The organism is Syntrophorhabdales bacterium, assembly GCA_035541455.1.
Taxonomy (GTDB): Bacteria; Desulfobacterota; Syntrophorhabdia; order Syntrophorhabdales; family WCHB1-27; genus JADGQN01.
In genome coordinates, this window is sequence record DATKNH010000048.1 from 13,091 (window position 1) to 28,292 (window position 15,202).

13 protein-coding genes are annotated in these 15,202 nt (G+C 54.2%); 4 read left to right on the top strand and 9 right to left on the bottom strand.

Annotated features, from left to right (window positions below):
• Positions 1-18 precede the first annotated feature (18 nt).
• The 9 genes from VMT71_05520 to VMT71_05560 form a co-directional block, all read right to left on the bottom strand.
• Positions 19-1,401: an HD domain-containing protein gene (locus tag VMT71_05520; GenBank protein HVN23409.1), complete on the bottom strand. Its 1,383-nt coding sequence runs from the start codon at positions 1,399-1,401 to the stop codon at positions 19-21.
• A 2-nt stretch (positions 1,402-1,403) separates the two neighbouring features.
• A complete protein-coding gene (locus VMT71_05525) occupies positions 1,404-1,988 on the bottom strand; it encodes a hypothetical protein (protein HVN23410.1) in 585 nt (194 codons plus the stop codon).
• A 107-nt stretch (positions 1,989-2,095) separates the two neighbouring features.
• Positions 2,096-3,175 carry a DUF763 domain-containing protein gene (locus tag VMT71_05530; protein HVN23411.1) on the bottom strand — a complete coding sequence of 360 codons (1,080 nt, stop codon included), beginning with the start codon at positions 3,173-3,175 and terminating at the stop codon, positions 2,096-2,098.
• Complete coding sequence (locus VMT71_05535; protein ID HVN23412.1) at positions 3,172-3,429, bottom strand: EF-Tu/IF-2/RF-3 family GTPase; 258 nt, start codon at positions 3,427-3,429, stop codon at positions 3,172-3,174. Before VMT71_05535 ends, VMT71_05530 begins: the two co-directional genes overlap by 4 nt.
• A gap of 234 nt (positions 3,430-3,663) precedes the next feature.
• Positions 3,664-4,647 carry a TRC40/GET3/ArsA family transport-energizing ATPase gene (locus tag VMT71_05540; protein HVN23413.1) on the bottom strand — a complete coding sequence of 328 codons (984 nt, stop codon included), beginning with the start codon at positions 4,645-4,647 and terminating at the stop codon, positions 3,664-3,666.
• Between the two features lie 18 nt (positions 4,648-4,665).
• Positions 4,666-5,595, bottom strand: coding sequence for a TRC40/GET3/ArsA family transport-energizing ATPase (locus VMT71_05545; protein HVN23414.1), 930 nt, complete (start codon positions 5,593-5,595; stop codon positions 4,666-4,668).
• An 88-nt stretch (positions 5,596-5,683) separates the two neighbouring features.
• Entirely contained in the window at positions 5,684-5,941 is a 258-nt protein-coding gene (locus VMT71_05550) for a hypothetical protein (GenBank protein ID HVN23415.1), read from the bottom strand.
• A 6-nt stretch (positions 5,942-5,947) separates the two neighbouring features.
• Positions 5,948-6,226 carry a hypothetical protein gene (locus tag VMT71_05555; protein ID HVN23416.1) on the bottom strand — a complete coding sequence of 93 codons (279 nt, stop codon included), beginning with the start codon at positions 6,224-6,226 and terminating at the stop codon, positions 5,948-5,950.
• Positions 6,227-6,340: 114 nt separating this feature from the next.
• A complete protein-coding gene (locus VMT71_05560; GenBank protein ID HVN23417.1) occupies positions 6,341-8,038 on the bottom strand; it encodes a carbon starvation CstA family protein in 1,698 nt (565 codons plus the stop codon).
• A 263-nt stretch (positions 8,039-8,301) separates the two neighbouring features.
• Here VMT71_05560 and mnmG point away from each other — a divergent pair, with 263 nt between their 5' ends.
• The 4 genes from mnmG to carB form a co-directional block, all read left to right on the top strand.
• Entirely contained in the window at positions 8,302-10,164 is a 1,863-nt protein-coding gene (gene mnmG, locus VMT71_05565; GenBank protein ID HVN23418.1) for a tRNA uridine-5-carboxymethylaminomethyl(34) synthesis enzyme MnmG, read from the top strand.
• A 124-nt stretch (positions 10,165-10,288) separates the two neighbouring features.
• Positions 10,289-10,957, top strand: coding sequence for a hypothetical protein (locus tag VMT71_05570; GenBank protein HVN23419.1), 669 nt, complete (start codon positions 10,289-10,291; stop codon positions 10,955-10,957).
• Positions 10,954-12,048, top strand: coding sequence for a glutamine-hydrolyzing carbamoyl-phosphate synthase small subunit (gene carA, locus VMT71_05575; GenBank protein ID HVN23420.1), 1,095 nt, complete (start codon positions 10,954-10,956; stop codon positions 12,046-12,048). The genes VMT71_05570 and carA overlap by 4 nt, the downstream gene beginning before the upstream one ends.
• A partial coding sequence (carB, locus tag VMT71_05580; GenBank protein ID HVN23421.1) for a carbamoyl-phosphate synthase large subunit occupies positions 12,041-15,202 on the top strand: 3,162 nt, incomplete at its 3' end. The genes carA and carB, both read left to right, overlap by 8 nt.

Genomic DNA, 15,202 nt, shown 5'->3' on the forward strand with positions numbered 1-15,202 from the left:
CGAAAGAGCAGTTCGAGGTCAAGGCCGACTTTCCCCTTTGCTAACACTCGCCAGCTCCTTTTGTGCGTATCCCAGGGCTCCACTTCTGTCGACGATCTCTCCAGCAATCTGCTTTTCTCGTATGAGATCGAGGGTCTTCCCGATGTCAGGGCCTTCGGGAAAGCCCAGGGCCAGAAGATCATGTCCATTGACGAGCCGGGGTAGCGGCTCCTTGCCCCACTCCTCATACGCAGAGAGTGCTTCCCTGCATCTCAGCCTGACGCGTGCAGTTGTCTCATTTTCCTCTCCATTTGAGCTTCCGTACATGTCGAGAAGCGTCAGGAGAACCAGCGGAGGCGTCAAATCCTCCATCTTGTACACGACACGCCTGATCGCCTTTTCGGTCGCGCCCTCATGGCTTATAAGGAATACCCGCATATGGTTTTCAATGAGACTTGAGATTACCCTCACTTCATGTGAGCTGAACCTGAGACGCTCCATGATTGCTGTTGCCAGATCTCTCGAGTGCTTCTCGTGATGAAAGAAGTGGACGCGGTTTTTTGTATCGTCATAGGAGAACGTGTGAGCCTTGCCGAGGTCGTGGAACAGCAGCGCATAGGCTGCATTTCGCACCTGCTGTTCATCAAAGGAATGAAAGCTTCTTGCCCTATCCAGGTATCTGAACCCCTCTATGGTGTGTCCCAGGGTTTCCAGCTCAAAGCCTTTTTCGCGATCCATCTGCTCTAAATTGCGCAGCTCGGGAAAAAGCTCAAAGAGCAATCCTGTGTCACGAAGGGTGACCACGGCTCTGTACGGATCGTGCGAAAGCATGATGAGATCGAGCTCGTACTTTATTCTCTCGGCAGCTGTCAGTCGGATCAGTTCCCTCTCTTCACGGATTGCATCACGCAATTCGGGTGCGAGTAAAAAGCCGGGAAGCAGCGAGAGGTGACGAACTGCTTTCAACATACGAAGAGGATCTTCCCTGATGGATTGTTTTCTTGGGTATCTGATCACTTTGCGGCTTATGTCTGCAAGCCCCTCGTAAGGGTCGTGGATCTCGCCGGAGGCTGTATCGTACCCTATGGCATTCATGGTAAAGTCCCGGCGAGCCAGGTCAGTCAGGATATCGCCCTGAAGAAAGGTGAGGTCCAAGACGCCTTCATCGCCTATCAGGCGGAACGCCTGCTCTGCTCTTTTTCCGAGCAGAAATCCCTTTGCACGGAACAGCTCTTCAAGCTTGACCGCATCCTCTTGCATTTCGAGCGCGAAATCAAAATCGGCTGGTGACTGTCCCAACGCCAGTTCGCGGATGGCACCTCCGACGAGGTACGCCTTTCCTGCGAGGTTCAGGCCGGAAAGTTTCGTGACAACGGCGGTGTTTCTGATTCTATCGCGGAGAAGCTCAAATGAAATCGACAATGCTAGATATGCTCCGCAAGATAGGCGAGCTCCTTCACAATTCTTTTGAGGCCATCCATCATGTCGACGTAAATGTAAGACGCCTGGGGCGTGCAGACACCGACAATCATCCTTTGCTGGTGCTCCATGGCAAAGCCGTCGGCCATCTGGGTTATCCGCTCCATTTCTGCCCGGGCGTGACTCTTGAGGTGAGGGTTTGAGGTTGCCAAAGCATCCTTGGTGTCGCGGGAGAGTTCCTTGACAGCGGCCATCACCGCCGTAAGCTCGCCCATTCCCTTTTCAGTGAAAAGGATCGATGACTCACATTTGGTCTTTGTCCTCGCGATGATGGTTTCCATCGCTTGGGCTACAGCCTGCAGTGATGGCACAAGCATGAGGAGCCGCTTCTCCAGTTCGTTCTTTTCTTCCTGCGATCTGATGCGGTCGATGAGGGGCAGAGCGGCCGCACGCATTTCCTGGAATTCCCTCTGAGCCTTGTCAAGAGAATCCTTCTTCTCTGTGTAAAGACAGCGCTGCACATCATTTATCGTGATACTCATCCAATCGAGAATCTTTTGGAATGTATTCACATATTCTTGCTTCTCCATGGCATGCCTCCCGGGTGAAGCATCTGATACTGCTCACTCATAGTATCTATCTTTCAGGATTCGTTTGCAAGAGTTTGGGATATGTCCACCAGGAGGCCCCAGGAGGTTCAGAAGCTCGAGGTTGCCCTGTAGCGGTTGAGTCGTTTAAAAGCTTCTATCTTATCCCGGTCGTTCACCCGTGCTTTGTCGAGGCAGCTTTGCAGGAAGCTGATCGACTCTTCGTACGTTTTACGCTGCACCGGGAACGGGTAGCCATCTTTGCCTCCGTGGGCAAAACTGAAACGCGCCGGATCCTTGAAGCTGGGCGGGGCATTGTAGACGAGTTCAGAGACGAGGCTCAGAGCAGCCACGGTCCTCGGGCCGATGCCCTGTATCTGAAGAAGGTCCTTGAAACTCTCGGGCTGCGCTTCATGAAGCCTTCTGAAGACCCGATCGAGGCGGTTTGTATCGACGTCTTTCGCCACTATGTAGTGTCTATCGGGCATGGCGAGCGCGATCTCCTTCCATGTTTTCGACATCCAATCAGGATTCTGTTTCGTAAAATCGACAGCGGCTGTGTGCACAGGGGCGCTCTCTCTGGCTACTAGATTCAGCGCCTCTACGGGTCCGTCGCTGGTCACTCCGGTATGCGGTTCACAGAGCAGATCGAGGTTTTCCATGGAGAACCATTGGTACCTTCGCGCTGTGCGGTGTTGTTCGCTCATGCCCTGCTGGATAACCGCCCAGTCGCCTTCCTTCGACAGGATGAACGTGTGATGGTAGATATTGTGGCCATCCTGGATCAGGCTGTTGTCTATCTTTGCACACAGGCGGCTCAGAGCTACGAAAGGAGAGGTGTCGAGTTTCCAGGCCGCGCCGGTCTCGAACAGTTCCTGCGGGGTGCGACGCGAGGTTGCTGCTTTTCCGCCGCATATCGCCAGGGGATAGTCAGGGCCGACCGAGGCGATCCCGTCTTTGAGCGCACCGCAGAGCGTGGTGGTCAGCCCGCTTGAATGCCAGTCGAAGCCTACAACGCAGCCGAAGGCTTGAAACCAGATAGGATCGGACAACCTTCGCAGAACCTCGCGGGGACCGAATTCGAGGAGGATGATGGACACCACCGCAGCCGACAACCGCTTCATCTTATCGAAAAGCCATCGGGGAGCTTTTCCGTAATGAAGCGGGAGGGTGGTGACGTTTCTTTTCATGGTTTGATGAGCAAGACGGTATCTTTCTCGTGCACCTTTTCCTTCACTTTGATGCCCACGTCGCTGCCTGCACCTGCAGTCTGGACGCTTGCGTGTTCCACCTGCATCGAGTCGACTGTCTGTTCAAAGTCGGTGGAGTGGCCTTTTATATGGATCTTGTCTCCCACTTTCATTTCACCGCTGGTGATCCTGATCGCGGCCACGCCGATCTTGCCGAAATATTTTTCGACTGTTCCAATGGCAACCTCTTCCATGAACCACCTCCGGTTGTTTTGAAAAATTGTACCACGATGGAGCTGTGTGACGCAAAAGTTCGACCGCTGCGCTAAGAAGAGGGAAGACCGCGCTGTGCGCTAGGAAGACGGAAGGTAAATAGCGGAAAGAGAAATAGAATTAAGTCTTCGAGAGTTTATTGCTTCCCAGTCGCGCCGAAGGCCCGACAGTCTTCCCAGCGGAGCGATCTCCCATCTTCCTTCTGGGTTTGATGCTCACGAAGGGAAGAGCTGGCCGACCAGACGGTTGAGCATTGCGCCGCCTTTCACCTCGGTCTCGAAGAGGGGTACCAGTGCACGAACCTGATCGCCGAAGATCTGCCAGATTTCTCCCATGTGATCTTCCTGCATTTTGACGCGGTTTCGCACGAACTCGGCGGCATCGCTGCCGACCTGTTCTTTCTGGATAATCCCGTTGACGACCACGCCGCCCACGGGAATGCCGAATTCATGAAACCAGTTGATGAAACGGGTGATAACCGCTATCGGCAGGCTTTCCGGCAAGGTCACAAAGAAGAAAGCGGTCAGGGCATCATCGGTGAGCAAGCTCTGCGCTTTCGCCATGCGCTCCCTGAAACCGAGCAGATAATCCATCAGAGGGTCTTCTTCCTGTTTCTTGGTGAAAGAGAGCATCTCGCGGAGAGACTTTGCCTCTTCCCTGCTCTTCAGCATCTTTTCTACCCAGAGCGAATAGACCTTTGACATGCCGAGGAGCCGCCTCGCATTCGCGGTAGGGGCTGTGTCAAACACGTAGAAGTCGTATTCATCTTTGAACATGAGATCGGTCATGTTCTCGAACATGGCCGATTCTTCGAAAGCAGGGTTCATGGTAGCCGACTCGACGAATTCATCCGCCTTCGTGGTGATATCCGCAAACTTCAGAAACCAGTTGATCTTTTCGCGGATCTCCTGCTTGGAGCGCTCGATCGTCTCCCTTGTGTCTATTTCGAAGGCGTAGCACAGCTTCTCATCGCAGACCACGGCAGGTTTCCCAAAGACATCCTGCCCCATGAGATTTGAAAGACTGTGTACCGGATTGGTGGACGCGAGGAGTGTTTTCTTTCCCTGCTTTGCGGCCCACAGGGCTGCGGCTCCTGCCATGACGGTTTTTCCCACGCCCCCTTTACCGCCAAAGAAGATGTATTTCAGCTTTGGGTTCTCCCTTATGTAGTCGATCATGCTTCTGGTTATCTGCGGCATCGCGAGACTCCTTTATGCTCAGTGGTCCTCGAACATCTGCTTAGCCAGCTTCTCGATCATGGCAAGACCTGTTACGTCGCGTTCCATTTCAGGAACCCTCGCCAGGATCTGCCCCTTGAAGGTGTCGTCAATCACACCGAGGTATTTCTCCTGCATCGTCAGCCTGTTTTTCAGGTAGTCGGGAATGCTCTGGTTCTTGAGATCCGCCGGCAGGACGCGGTTCACGATGTAGCCGCTCAGCGGCACGTCGAATTTTGCAAAGAGGCCTGCTGCTTTGACCGTATCATTTATGATCATCTCTTCGGGCGTAACCACGAAGAAGAATGCTGTTTTCTGCTTGTCGGTCAGGATACCAGAAGACTTGTTGATCCGTTCCTTAATGTAGAGAAGCTCATTGAGAATGGCATCCTCGTCCAGCTCTTTATCGCGGCGGATGACAGCTGCCACCTGGTCATATTCCCGCATTTGCTGGCGCAAGCCGGTGATCTTGTCGATCCACGCGTCGTAGACTGAAGCCATGCTCAAGTAATAGAGAGCATGCCCCAGCGGCACAAGATCATAAATGTAATAGTCGTAACCGCCTTTCACGACGATATCGACCACTTCATCAAAAATAGCACTCTCCTCCATGGCAGGCTCTGCTGCAGCAGCCTGGATGTAGCTCTCGATCTCTTCAGGGATAGTCTCCATGCCGTACATGTCGAGTATCTTCTGGCGGATCTCCTGTTGATACTCCTTGACACGGCGGTCCGCATCGATCTCCTGAGCGTAAAGGTTAGGCATGATCTCCTGGGGTCCCTTTCCGAAGATGTTCTTCTGGAAGATGTCGCTCAGCGAGGCCTGCGGGTCAACGGAGAAGACAAGAACTTTCTTCCCCTGTTTTGCGAGATAGTAGGCTGTGGCAGCGGAAAACGTGGTCTTGCCCAGTCCGCCCTTTCCGCCGAACATGATGTAGCGTCTGTCAGGGTATTGGTCAAATATCTTTGTGAGTGAAATGGTCCACCCCCTCTAAAACAGTGTTGAGTGTTGAGTTCTACTAATCAAGAGCATCCACCAGATCTCTCTCCCGCAGCATTCTCCGCTTCCAGCCCTGAAGTCGGGGAAGCACGTGGGGCAGAATCCTCAGACCATAGTATGATCTGAAAAGAGGCACTCCGAGCATATCGCCGAACAGGAGGACTGTCAGGACGTCGTTCAGCCCTGCCCTTGTCTTGAGGGCAACGACCACATGCTCATGCCCTGCAAAACCGAACAAGAACTCCTTCACCGTCTCAAAAAAACTGCCGCTGCGCATACTTCACTATGCTAAAGCATCAGTGAGATCCTTCTCCCGCAGCATCCGCCTCTTCCATGTTGATATCTGCGGTACCACATAGGGTAGGAGCCGCAAGGAATAATAAGGCGGCAGAATGGGAACGCCCAGCATATCTCCCATTGTGATCAGGATGAAGAGGTGCTCCATGCTCGCCCTCGATTTCAGTGCAAAGCGGGCTGAGTCATGCGCCGCTACGCCATAGACGAATTCCTTCACCGCCTGGAAAATACCACCTTTTTTCTTCTTTTCGTCATCTTTCGACATGCTCTTACTCTCCTTGCATAAATACGGCCTTTTCATGTTTCAGCCATCGGCCAGAGCCGAATACGTTCAGTCTGCCCTTGCTGAAAGCTGACCGCTGATTACTGAGCGCTACACTCACGCCTTTGCTGCAGCCGCTCCAGCCGCCGCTTGGGCTCGTATGACTCTGAACCTGTTAAGCGCTTTGACGCCCTCTATACCGAGCGCTATAGCGGCAATGACCAGGAAAAATCCCACAAGTCCCATCAGAGTGTTCCCCACGAGGGCTTCGCCTTTAACCGCACCACTGAACACCTTGTCGAGGAGGCTCCATGACGTGTAGAGCAAAGCTGCTATGGTTGTAATAAACATAAAGATCATGGGGTAGAAGGTCCATGCTATAGGCTTTCCTTCGGACATAAGCCACGCAGTCACCAGCATCAGTGCAAGTGAGGCCATCAGCTGGTTAGCCCCGCCGAAAAGCACCCAGAGATACTGCCACCACCCTGTCATGATCAGCACCGCTGCCAGGAGGCATGCGATAAAGGTGCCGACGTGAGCGTTTCTGAAGACCGGGCCCACGTCGCTGAGGAGCTCCGATGTGGCGACCCTCATAAACCTGATGACGAGCTGCATGATGGTGACCGCGAGAACAATCATCATGACACTACCATAGGAGTTGCCCAGTTTTGCAGGAAGCCCCACTGCACCCAGAAACTTTGAGACGCCGGCCGCAAAAATGACACCCGGCCCCTTTGCAGCCGCCGCGCCGTATTCGGCGGAAGAAGCATAGATCGTTCCGGCTATGATGAGCGCGAAGAGCGCAAGCATCATCTCAACGAACATCACACCGCCGCCTACAGGCCTGGCGTCAAGCTCACTCTCCAATTGCCGTGCTGTGCCCGAACTCGATACTATACTGTGCCAGCCCGAGATAGCCCCGCATGCGATCGTGACAAACATGATGGGCCAGATCGGACCGATCTTTATGGAGAAAGCCGTATAAGCAGGAAGCGTGAAGTTCGGATGGAGGATAAACACGCCGATTACACCAAAGAAGAGGCCGAGGAACACTATATACGAAGCAACGTAATTTATGGGAAGAGCAAACCTCCAGATGGGCAGGACCGCTGCGAAATAGCAGAAGACGCAGGCAGCGACGGTCCAGAGAATCCTGCTGTTTGCGAGAGAAGTGCCGATGACTTTGTCGGACGGCGCCAGCGTGCCGAGGAAGATACCGAATAGTGCTATGATAACGCAGACTGCAGTCGTGAGCACGATGTCTCTGCGCCAGCGGTAGATCATCTGACCGGCAAGCACGCCGCCGATGGTCAGGAGCAACCATGCCATGGGAGCTGCCTTAAGGCCTATAACCGTGCTTACGACAACGTTTCCGAAAGCTCCCGCAATGAGAAGCAGATAGAAGTAAATGAACGAGAGGAGGATAATGCGCGCCCTCGGAGAGATAAGACGGTGGCTCAAGCCCCCGAACGAGGCGCCTTCGTGGCGCATTGCCACCATGGCGCTTGTGTAGTCGTGCACCCAGCCAATGAATAGCGCACCGCCCAGGATCCATATCAGCGCTGGGAGCCAACCCCACTGGATAGCGATGATAGGGCCTATAATCGGCGCAGCACCCGCGATCGATTTGAACTGGTAGCCGAAGAGGATATTCTTGCTGGTGGGCATGAATTCCACGCCATCCATATACATCTTGGCTGGCGTAGCCCTCTTGGGGTCAGCCTTAATGACCTTGGCATCGATGTATTTTGCGTAAAACCGGTAGCCGACGAAGAAAACAAGAAAGCCTAAAATAAGAACATAGACTGCATTCATGTTCCCCTCCGGAGGACTGGGATTTTGGGACTTACGCTCCCTCCATTATCATAAAACCTCATGGAGGCGTCAAGAAAAAAAATCTGGTAGACTATACGACCTTGGGTTGCCTGCTGCGCTGTATGGTGGAAAAGAGTGACGAGCGGTCAGCAATCCTAAACAATATCTCATGACCAAAACCCAAAACCGATTCGGACCCTGTTCTCCGGTTTGAAACATTCGATATTTGAATTTGTTTATGCATTTAAAGGCGAATGATAGTGATGGATAATTTTGATGTCATAGTGGTCGGTGCCGGCCATGCAGGCTGTGAAGCTGCGCTCGCCGCGGCGAAGATGGGGACAAAGACCCTTCTTCTGACCATGAACCTCGACCACATTGCCTACATGTCCTGTAACCCGGCCATCGGAGGCTTGGGAAAGGGTCACCTCGTCAAGGAGGTCGACGCACTGGGCGGGGCAATGGCCCTCACCATCGATGTCACCGGCATCCAGTTCAGGTTGCTCAACACCACCAAGGGTCCCGCGGTGAGGGCGAGCAGGGCCCAGGCTGACAAAGCTGCGTATAGTCAACGCATGAAGAGGAGGCTGGAGGCTGCTGACAACCTGCTGATACGGCAGGCCACTGTAGAGAGGCTTCTGGTGGAGGATGGCAGGGCGGTCGGGGTGATCGACGGATGGGGAGAGACGTTTTACGGTAAGACTGTCGTGCTCACGACCGGTACGTTTCTTCATGGTCTCATTCACGTAGGGCTCGAACAGTTCGCGGCAGGAAGAATGGGGGATGCCGCATCACTGGGTCTCTCCGACTCCCTGCGGGACCTGGGCTTTGAGCTGGGAAGGTTGAAGACCGGAACCTGCCCTCGGTTGAATGGCCGCACCATCGACTTCTCAAGAATGCACGCGCAATTGAGTGACGATCCGCCCAGACCTTTCTCATTTCTTACACCGAAGATAACGCAGCACTTGGTTCCCTGCTTTATGACGTACACGAACGAGAGGACCCATGCGATCATACGCTCGGGGTTGGACAGGTCCCCGCTCTACAGCGGCAAGATAAAAAGTACCGGCGTCAGGTACTGCCCGTCGATAGAAGATAAGGTCGTGAAATTTGCAGAGCGCAAGCGCCATCAGATATTCCTTGAACCTGAAGGACTCGAGACCACCGAGTATTATCCGAATGGGCTTTCCACAAGCCTTCCACTGGACGTCCAGCTTGCAATGTTGAGAAGCATCGATGGACTTGAGCATGTAGAGATCACCCGGCCCGGCTACGCCATTGAATATGATTTCGTGTACCCGACACAGCTCTTCCCCACCCTCGAGACAAAGCAGGTAGCTCACCTCTTTTGCGCCGGCCAGATAAACGGGACCACCGGCTACGAAGAGGCGGCGGCGCAAGGGCTTATTGCGGGGATCAACGCGGTGATGAAAGTGCGCGGCGAGAAAGGCTTTGTGCTTGGCCGCGAGGAAAGCTACATCGGCGTCATGATCGACGACCTTGTCACCAGGGGCGTGGATGAGCCGTATCGCATGTTCACCTCCCGCGCAGAATACAGGCTGCTTTTGCGCGAGGACAATGCTGATTTGCGGCTCACGGAAAAGGGATACCGCATAGGGCTTGCCTCAAAAGAGCGTTACGCGCAGGTAAAGGAGAAACGAGCCGGCATGGAGCACCTTGCCGGGCTGCTCCGGGAAAGACGACTTCTTCCGACGAGTGCGACCCTCGAATGCCTCAGGGCATCGGGGTTGGAGGGCATCAAAAACCCAACTACGCTCGAAGAGTTGCTCAAGAGACCGGGCGTGACAATGACCACATTGCGGAGGTTGGATGAAAGCCTCGACGGCATACAGGATAGTGTTGCGTATCAGGTTGAGTTGGATGTAAAATATCGGGGCTACACCGATAGACAGATGGAGATGGTCTCCAGGGCAAGTAAGCTGGAGGAGCGAAAGATACCGTCTGACATTTCCTATGGAGAAATAGCGGGTCTTTCGAGCGAAGTCATAGAGAAACTGACAAGAGTTAAACCCGTCTCCCTCGGTCAGGCGTCGAGGATATCCGGGGTTACCCCTGCCGCGGTGACTGCCCTTCTGATTCATTTCAAAAAAAGAGGGCTCCTCTAAAGAGCGAGAGCTCATCCGAGGTCGCTCGAACAATGAAGCTCAAAAGGAGCGTTGATACGACGATGTCAACACTCCCAGGCGTGTGCGCGGAGGAAGCGGCAATACGAACCCGCTAAAGGCAACAATGCAGATAAGCCCCGAAATGGACCTGCAGAATCTTATGGTGCAGCATGATGTTGATGCGGCCGGCGTTGCGGATCTGGCCGGCTACGGCAAGGAGATTCTAGGGTTTGACGAGCCTCTCTCCGGGTATACGCGTGCGATCTCTTTCGGGCTTGTTGTTGGGAAGGAAGTACTCGATACCATCACCAGCGGACCGACACTCTTTTACCAGCACCATTACCGTCAGATCAACTACCGGCTCGACATGATCGCCTATCTTCTGGCGCGCGAGATAGAGCGGATGGGGTACAAAGCCCTGCCGTTTGCGGCTTCCCAGATGATAGATTGGCAGGATCAGAAAGCACATATCTCGCATAAGAGAGTGGGGGAGATTGCAGGCGTCGGCTGGATAGGGAGGAACAACCTTCTCGTGCATCCGGTATTCGGCGCCCACGTGCGCTACAATACGGTGCTGACCGATATGCCCCTCGAGGCTGCCGATCCGCTTGTGGCAGGCTGCGGCACGTGCACTGCGTGCGTACAGGTCTGTCCGGCCGGTGCTATCAAGATGGAGCGGGAGCTTTTTGATCACAGAGGTTGCTTTGCAATGCTGAAGCGTTTCAAGAACGAGCGAGGTCTCGGCCATCACATATGCGGAATCTGCGTTAGGGCTTGCAGGGGGAAGAGATGAAAGCAATGATTGCGTTGGAAGACGGAACTCTTTTTGAAGGCCAGGGCTTAGGGGCTGAGGGCGAGAAAGAGGGGGAGATCGTCTTCAATACGAGCATGACAGGCTATCAGGAGATCATGACCGATCCCTCGTACAAAGGGCAGATCGTGACCATGACCTATCCATTGATCGGCAACTACGGCGTCAATGAAGAGGACGTGGAATCAAAAGGGCCTAAGGTGGAAGGGTTTGTCGTGAGGGAGTTCAGCAAGATAACCAGTAACTGGCGGGCGAAAGAGAGCCTGACTGAGTACCTGCGTCGGCATAACATCATCGGTATCGAAGAGGTGGATACACGTGCTCTGACCCGGCATATACGGGTGAAGGGCGCCATGAAGGCAATCATATCCACCCGCGATCTCGACCCCGCATCCCTGGTACGTAAGGCCAGGGAGTCCGTCGGGATTGTCGGCGTCGACCTGGTGAAAGAAGTGACATGCGATGCTCCGTATGAGTTTGAACCGAAGGGTGATCTCACCTGCGTGGTTATGGATTTCGGCGTCAAGATCAATATTCTCAGGATGCTGAAGAAGAATGGCTGCCGGGTGATAGTCGTGCCGGCCCGCACCAAGGCGAAAGAGATACTGGCGATGAAGCCTGACGGCGTGCTCCTTTCCAACGGACCCGGTGATCCTCAGGGTGTGCCTGACGTGGTCGAGGAGATCCGGAAGCTCTTCGGAAAAACGCCGATATTCGGTATCTGTCTCGGGCAGCAACTCCTCGGCTTGGCCTATGGAGGCGACACGTACAAGCTGAAGTTCGGCCACAGGGGCGCCAATCAGCCGATCAAGGAACTGGCAACGGGCAAGGTAGCGATCGCATCAGAGAATCACGGCTTTGCAGTCAACCTCGATTCCATCAAGAAAGAGAAGGTGAAAGGCACGCATCTCAATCTCAATGACGACACGCTGGAAGGCATAGAGCATGAGATCTACCCGATATTCTCCGTGCAGTTCCACCCCGAAGCGTCGCCCGGCCCGCATGACTCGTGGGGACTCTTCGGCAAATTCAAAGAAATGATGGAGGCGTTCAAAAAGGAGCGGCATGCCTAAGCGAAAGGACTTGAAAAGCATCTTTCTCATTGGCTCCGGGCCGATAGTGATCGGTCAGGCCTGCGAGTTTGACTATTCGGGAAGCCAGGCCTGCAAGGCGCTGCGGGAGGAGGGATACCGTGTGATCCTCGTCAACAGCAATCCCGCAACCATCATGACCGATCCGGACATGGCTGACCGGACGTACGTGGAGCCCTTGATCCCTGAAGTGCTTGAAGAGATCATCAGGGTCGAAAGACCCGATGCGCTACTGCCGACTCTCGGCGGCCAGACAGGCCTCAACCTTGCGACCATTCTCTCGGAGCGGGGCATCCTCGACAAGTATAATGTCGAGCTGATCGGTGCGGACTACAAGGCGATCAAAAAGGCGGAAGACAGGGAAGAGTTCAAGGCCGCCATGGAGCGCATCGGGCTGGAAGTGCCCCGGTCGGGATTTGCCCGCACCATGGAGGAGGCGCGCAAGGTAGTCAAAGAGATCGGTTTTCCTATCATCATACGGCCCAGCTACACGCTCGGCGGCACAGGCGGCTCCGTAGCCTACAACATAGAAGAATTCGAGGTACTGGCGTTACGTGGGCTTGAGAGCAGCATGATCAGCGAGATCCTGATCGAGGAATCGGTCCTCGGCTGGAAAGAGTTTGAGTTGGAAGTAATGCGGGACAAAAAGGATAACGTGGTCATCATCTGTTCCATAGAGAACTTCGACCCGATGGGCGTCCATACCGGGGACAGTATCACGGTGGCGCCGGCCCAGACGTTGACGGACAAAGAGTATCAGGCGATGAGGGACGCTGCCATCAAGATCATCCGCGAGATAGGCGTTGAGACCGGTGGGTCCAACATCCAGTTCGCGGTGGATCAGAACAACGGCAGGATGGTTGTGATCGAGATGAACCCGAGGGTCTCACGCAGCTCCGCGCTGGCGTCAAAAGCGACCGGATTCCCAATTGCAAAGATCGCGGCCAAGCTCGCGATCGGCTACACGCTCGACGAGATACCGAATGACATAACCAAGAAGACACCCGCATCCTTCGAGCCCACCATAGATTACTGCGTGGTAAAGGTACCGCGCTTCACCTTCGAGAAATTCAAAGGCGCTGACGAAACGCTCACCATCTCCATGAAGTCCGTGGGCGAGGCCATGGCCATAGGCAGGACATTCAAAGAGGCTTTGCAGAAGGGGCTGCGCTCTCTTGAAGTTGGCTGCTACGGGATCACTGACGGCAGGCAGCTGGGTGCCAACGATCTGGAGCTGATAAAGCAGAAGCTGACCATACCGAACAAGGACAGGATCTTTTTTGTGCGTCACGCCTTCAGGTGCGGTATTGCCCTCGATGAGATCTATGAGCTTTCGAAGATAGACCGGTGGTTCCTCAAGAACATAGAAGAGATCACTGAGTTTGAGCACGAGCTGGAAAAGTATAAGAGCGACCTGCCGATATTTTCTCAGACGAAAAACGGTTTTTCCGCGGAACTGATGAGGCGCGCCAAGCGTTACGGGTTTTCAGACCGCCAGATTGGCGAAATATTGGGCACGACTGAGCTGGACGTCAGGCAAATGCGGCTGGAGAAGGGCGTTGCCAGCGTGTTCAAACTGGTGGATACATGCGCGGCCGAATTTGAAGCCTATACTCCCTACTATTACTCCACCTATGAGACCGAGGATGAAACAAGAAAGGGCGACAAGCAGAAGGTCATGATCCTCGGCGGCGGGCCGAACAGGATAGGGCAGGGGATAGAGTTCGACTATTGCTGCGTGCATGCGGCATTTGCCCTCAAGGAGCTGGGCTACGAAACGATCATGGTCAACAGCAACCCTGAAACGGTGAGCACCGACTATGACACGTCCGACAAGCTCTACTTCGAGCCCCTGACACTGGAGAACGTGCTGGACATCGCAGAGCGCGAAAAACCGATGGGCGTGATCGTGCAGTTCGGCGGGCAGACGCCGCTTAATCTCGCCGTGGCCCTTAAAAAAGCAGGCGTGCCCATTATCGGCACTGCGCCCGAGATGATCGACATCGCGGAGGACAGGGAGAAGTTCAAAGCAATCCTGAAAAAACTGAACCTCACGCAACCCGAAAACGGAACTGCTACTTCAGTTGCTGAGGCCAAAGAGGTGGCGAACATCATCGGGTACCCGGTAGTAGTCCGGCCATCCTACGTTCTTGGCGGCCGCGCCATGGAGATAGTCTATACAGAAGGTGATCTTGAGTCCTTCACGCAGAAGGCTCATGAGGCGTCTCCCGACCATCCGATCCTGATCGATAAATTTCTTGAGGATGCGATAGAGATCGATGTGGATGCGGTGGCTGACGGCGAGCGGTGCGTGCTGGCCGGTATCATGGAGCACATCGAGGAAGCCGGCATACATTCGGGCGACAGCGCCTGTGCGCTTCCGCCTTACTCACTCAATGATGACATCATTGAAAGGATCAAGAGAGACACGTACAAGCTCGCGGCTGAGCTTCACGTTGTCGGGCTGATGAATATCCAGTATGCGGTGAAAAACGACATCATCTATGTGCTGGAAGTAAATCCCAGGGCGTCGAGAACTGTGCCTTTTGTCAGTAAGGCCAGCGGCATTCAGTGGGCCAAGGTAGCCGCAAAGCTGATGGTGGGGAAGATGTTGAGGGAGCTGGGCATCGAACGGGAGATAGGGATTAACCACATAGCGGTCAAAGAAGCGGTCTTCCCGTTCAATCGTTTCTATGGCGTGGACACGATCCTCGGACCGGAGATGAAATCGACAGGCGAAGTCATGGGCGTTGATACTAACTTCGGGGCCGCCTTCTGGAAGGCGCAGCTCGGGGCCAACCAGAACCTGCCCTTCAAGGGGAGCGTCTTTATCAGCGTTAAGAACCAGGACAAACGGCATGTGGTCTTTATCGCAAAGAAACTCTGCGACCTGGGCTTTAAGGTATATGCCACCAAGGGAACGGGAAAGGTGCTCACCAACAGCGGCATCGACACGCAGTTCGTGTATAAGGTCTCCGAGGGGCGGCCTAACGTGGTTGATATGATCAAGAACGGAGAGATTCAGTTCATCATCAACACTCCCAGCGGGAGGAATCCCAAAATGGATGAAGTGCTGATCCGCTCGGGCGCAGTGCAATACAAGATCCCCTACACAACAACGCTTTCAGGTGCGGAG

Bases quoted from the DNA above. Each gene is read 5' to 3' on its own strand.
- VMT71_05560 (HVN23417.1), bottom strand. From the start codon at position 8,038: ATGAATGCAGTCTATGTTCTTATTTTAGGCTTTCTTGTTTTCTTCGTC.
- carA (HVN23420.1), top strand. From the start codon at position 10,954: ATGAAAGCAATGATTGCGTTGGAAGACGGAACTCTTTTTGAAGGCCAG.
- VMT71_05550 (HVN23415.1), bottom strand. From the start codon at position 5,941: ATGCGCAGCGGCAGTTTTTTTGAGACGGTGAAGGAGTTCTTGTTCGGT.
- VMT71_05535 (HVN23412.1), bottom strand. From the start codon at position 3,429: ATGGAAGAGGTTGCCATTGGAACAGTCGAAAAATATTTCGGCAAGATC.
- VMT71_05530 (HVN23411.1), bottom strand. From the start codon at position 3,175: ATGAAAAGAAACGTCACCACCCTCCCGCTTCATTACGGAAAAGCTCCC.
- VMT71_05540 (HVN23413.1), bottom strand. From the start codon at position 4,647: ATGCCGCAGATAACCAGAAGCATGATCGACTACATAAGGGAGAACCCA.
- VMT71_05570 (HVN23419.1), top strand. From the start codon at position 10,289: ATGCAGATAAGCCCCGAAATGGACCTGCAGAATCTTATGGTGCAGCAT.
- VMT71_05545 (HVN23414.1), bottom strand. From the start codon at position 5,595: ATGTTCGGCGGAAAGGGCGGACTGGGCAAGACCACGTTTTCCGCTGCC.
- mnmG (HVN23418.1), top strand. From the start codon at position 8,302: ATGGATAATTTTGATGTCATAGTGGTCGGTGCCGGCCATGCAGGCTGT.
- VMT71_05555 (HVN23416.1), bottom strand. From the start codon at position 6,226: ATGTCGAAAGATGACGAAAAGAAGAAAAAAGGTGGTATTTTCCAGGCG.
- VMT71_05525 (HVN23410.1), bottom strand. From the start codon at position 1,988: ATGGAGAAGCAAGAATATGTGAATACATTCCAAAAGATTCTCGATTGG.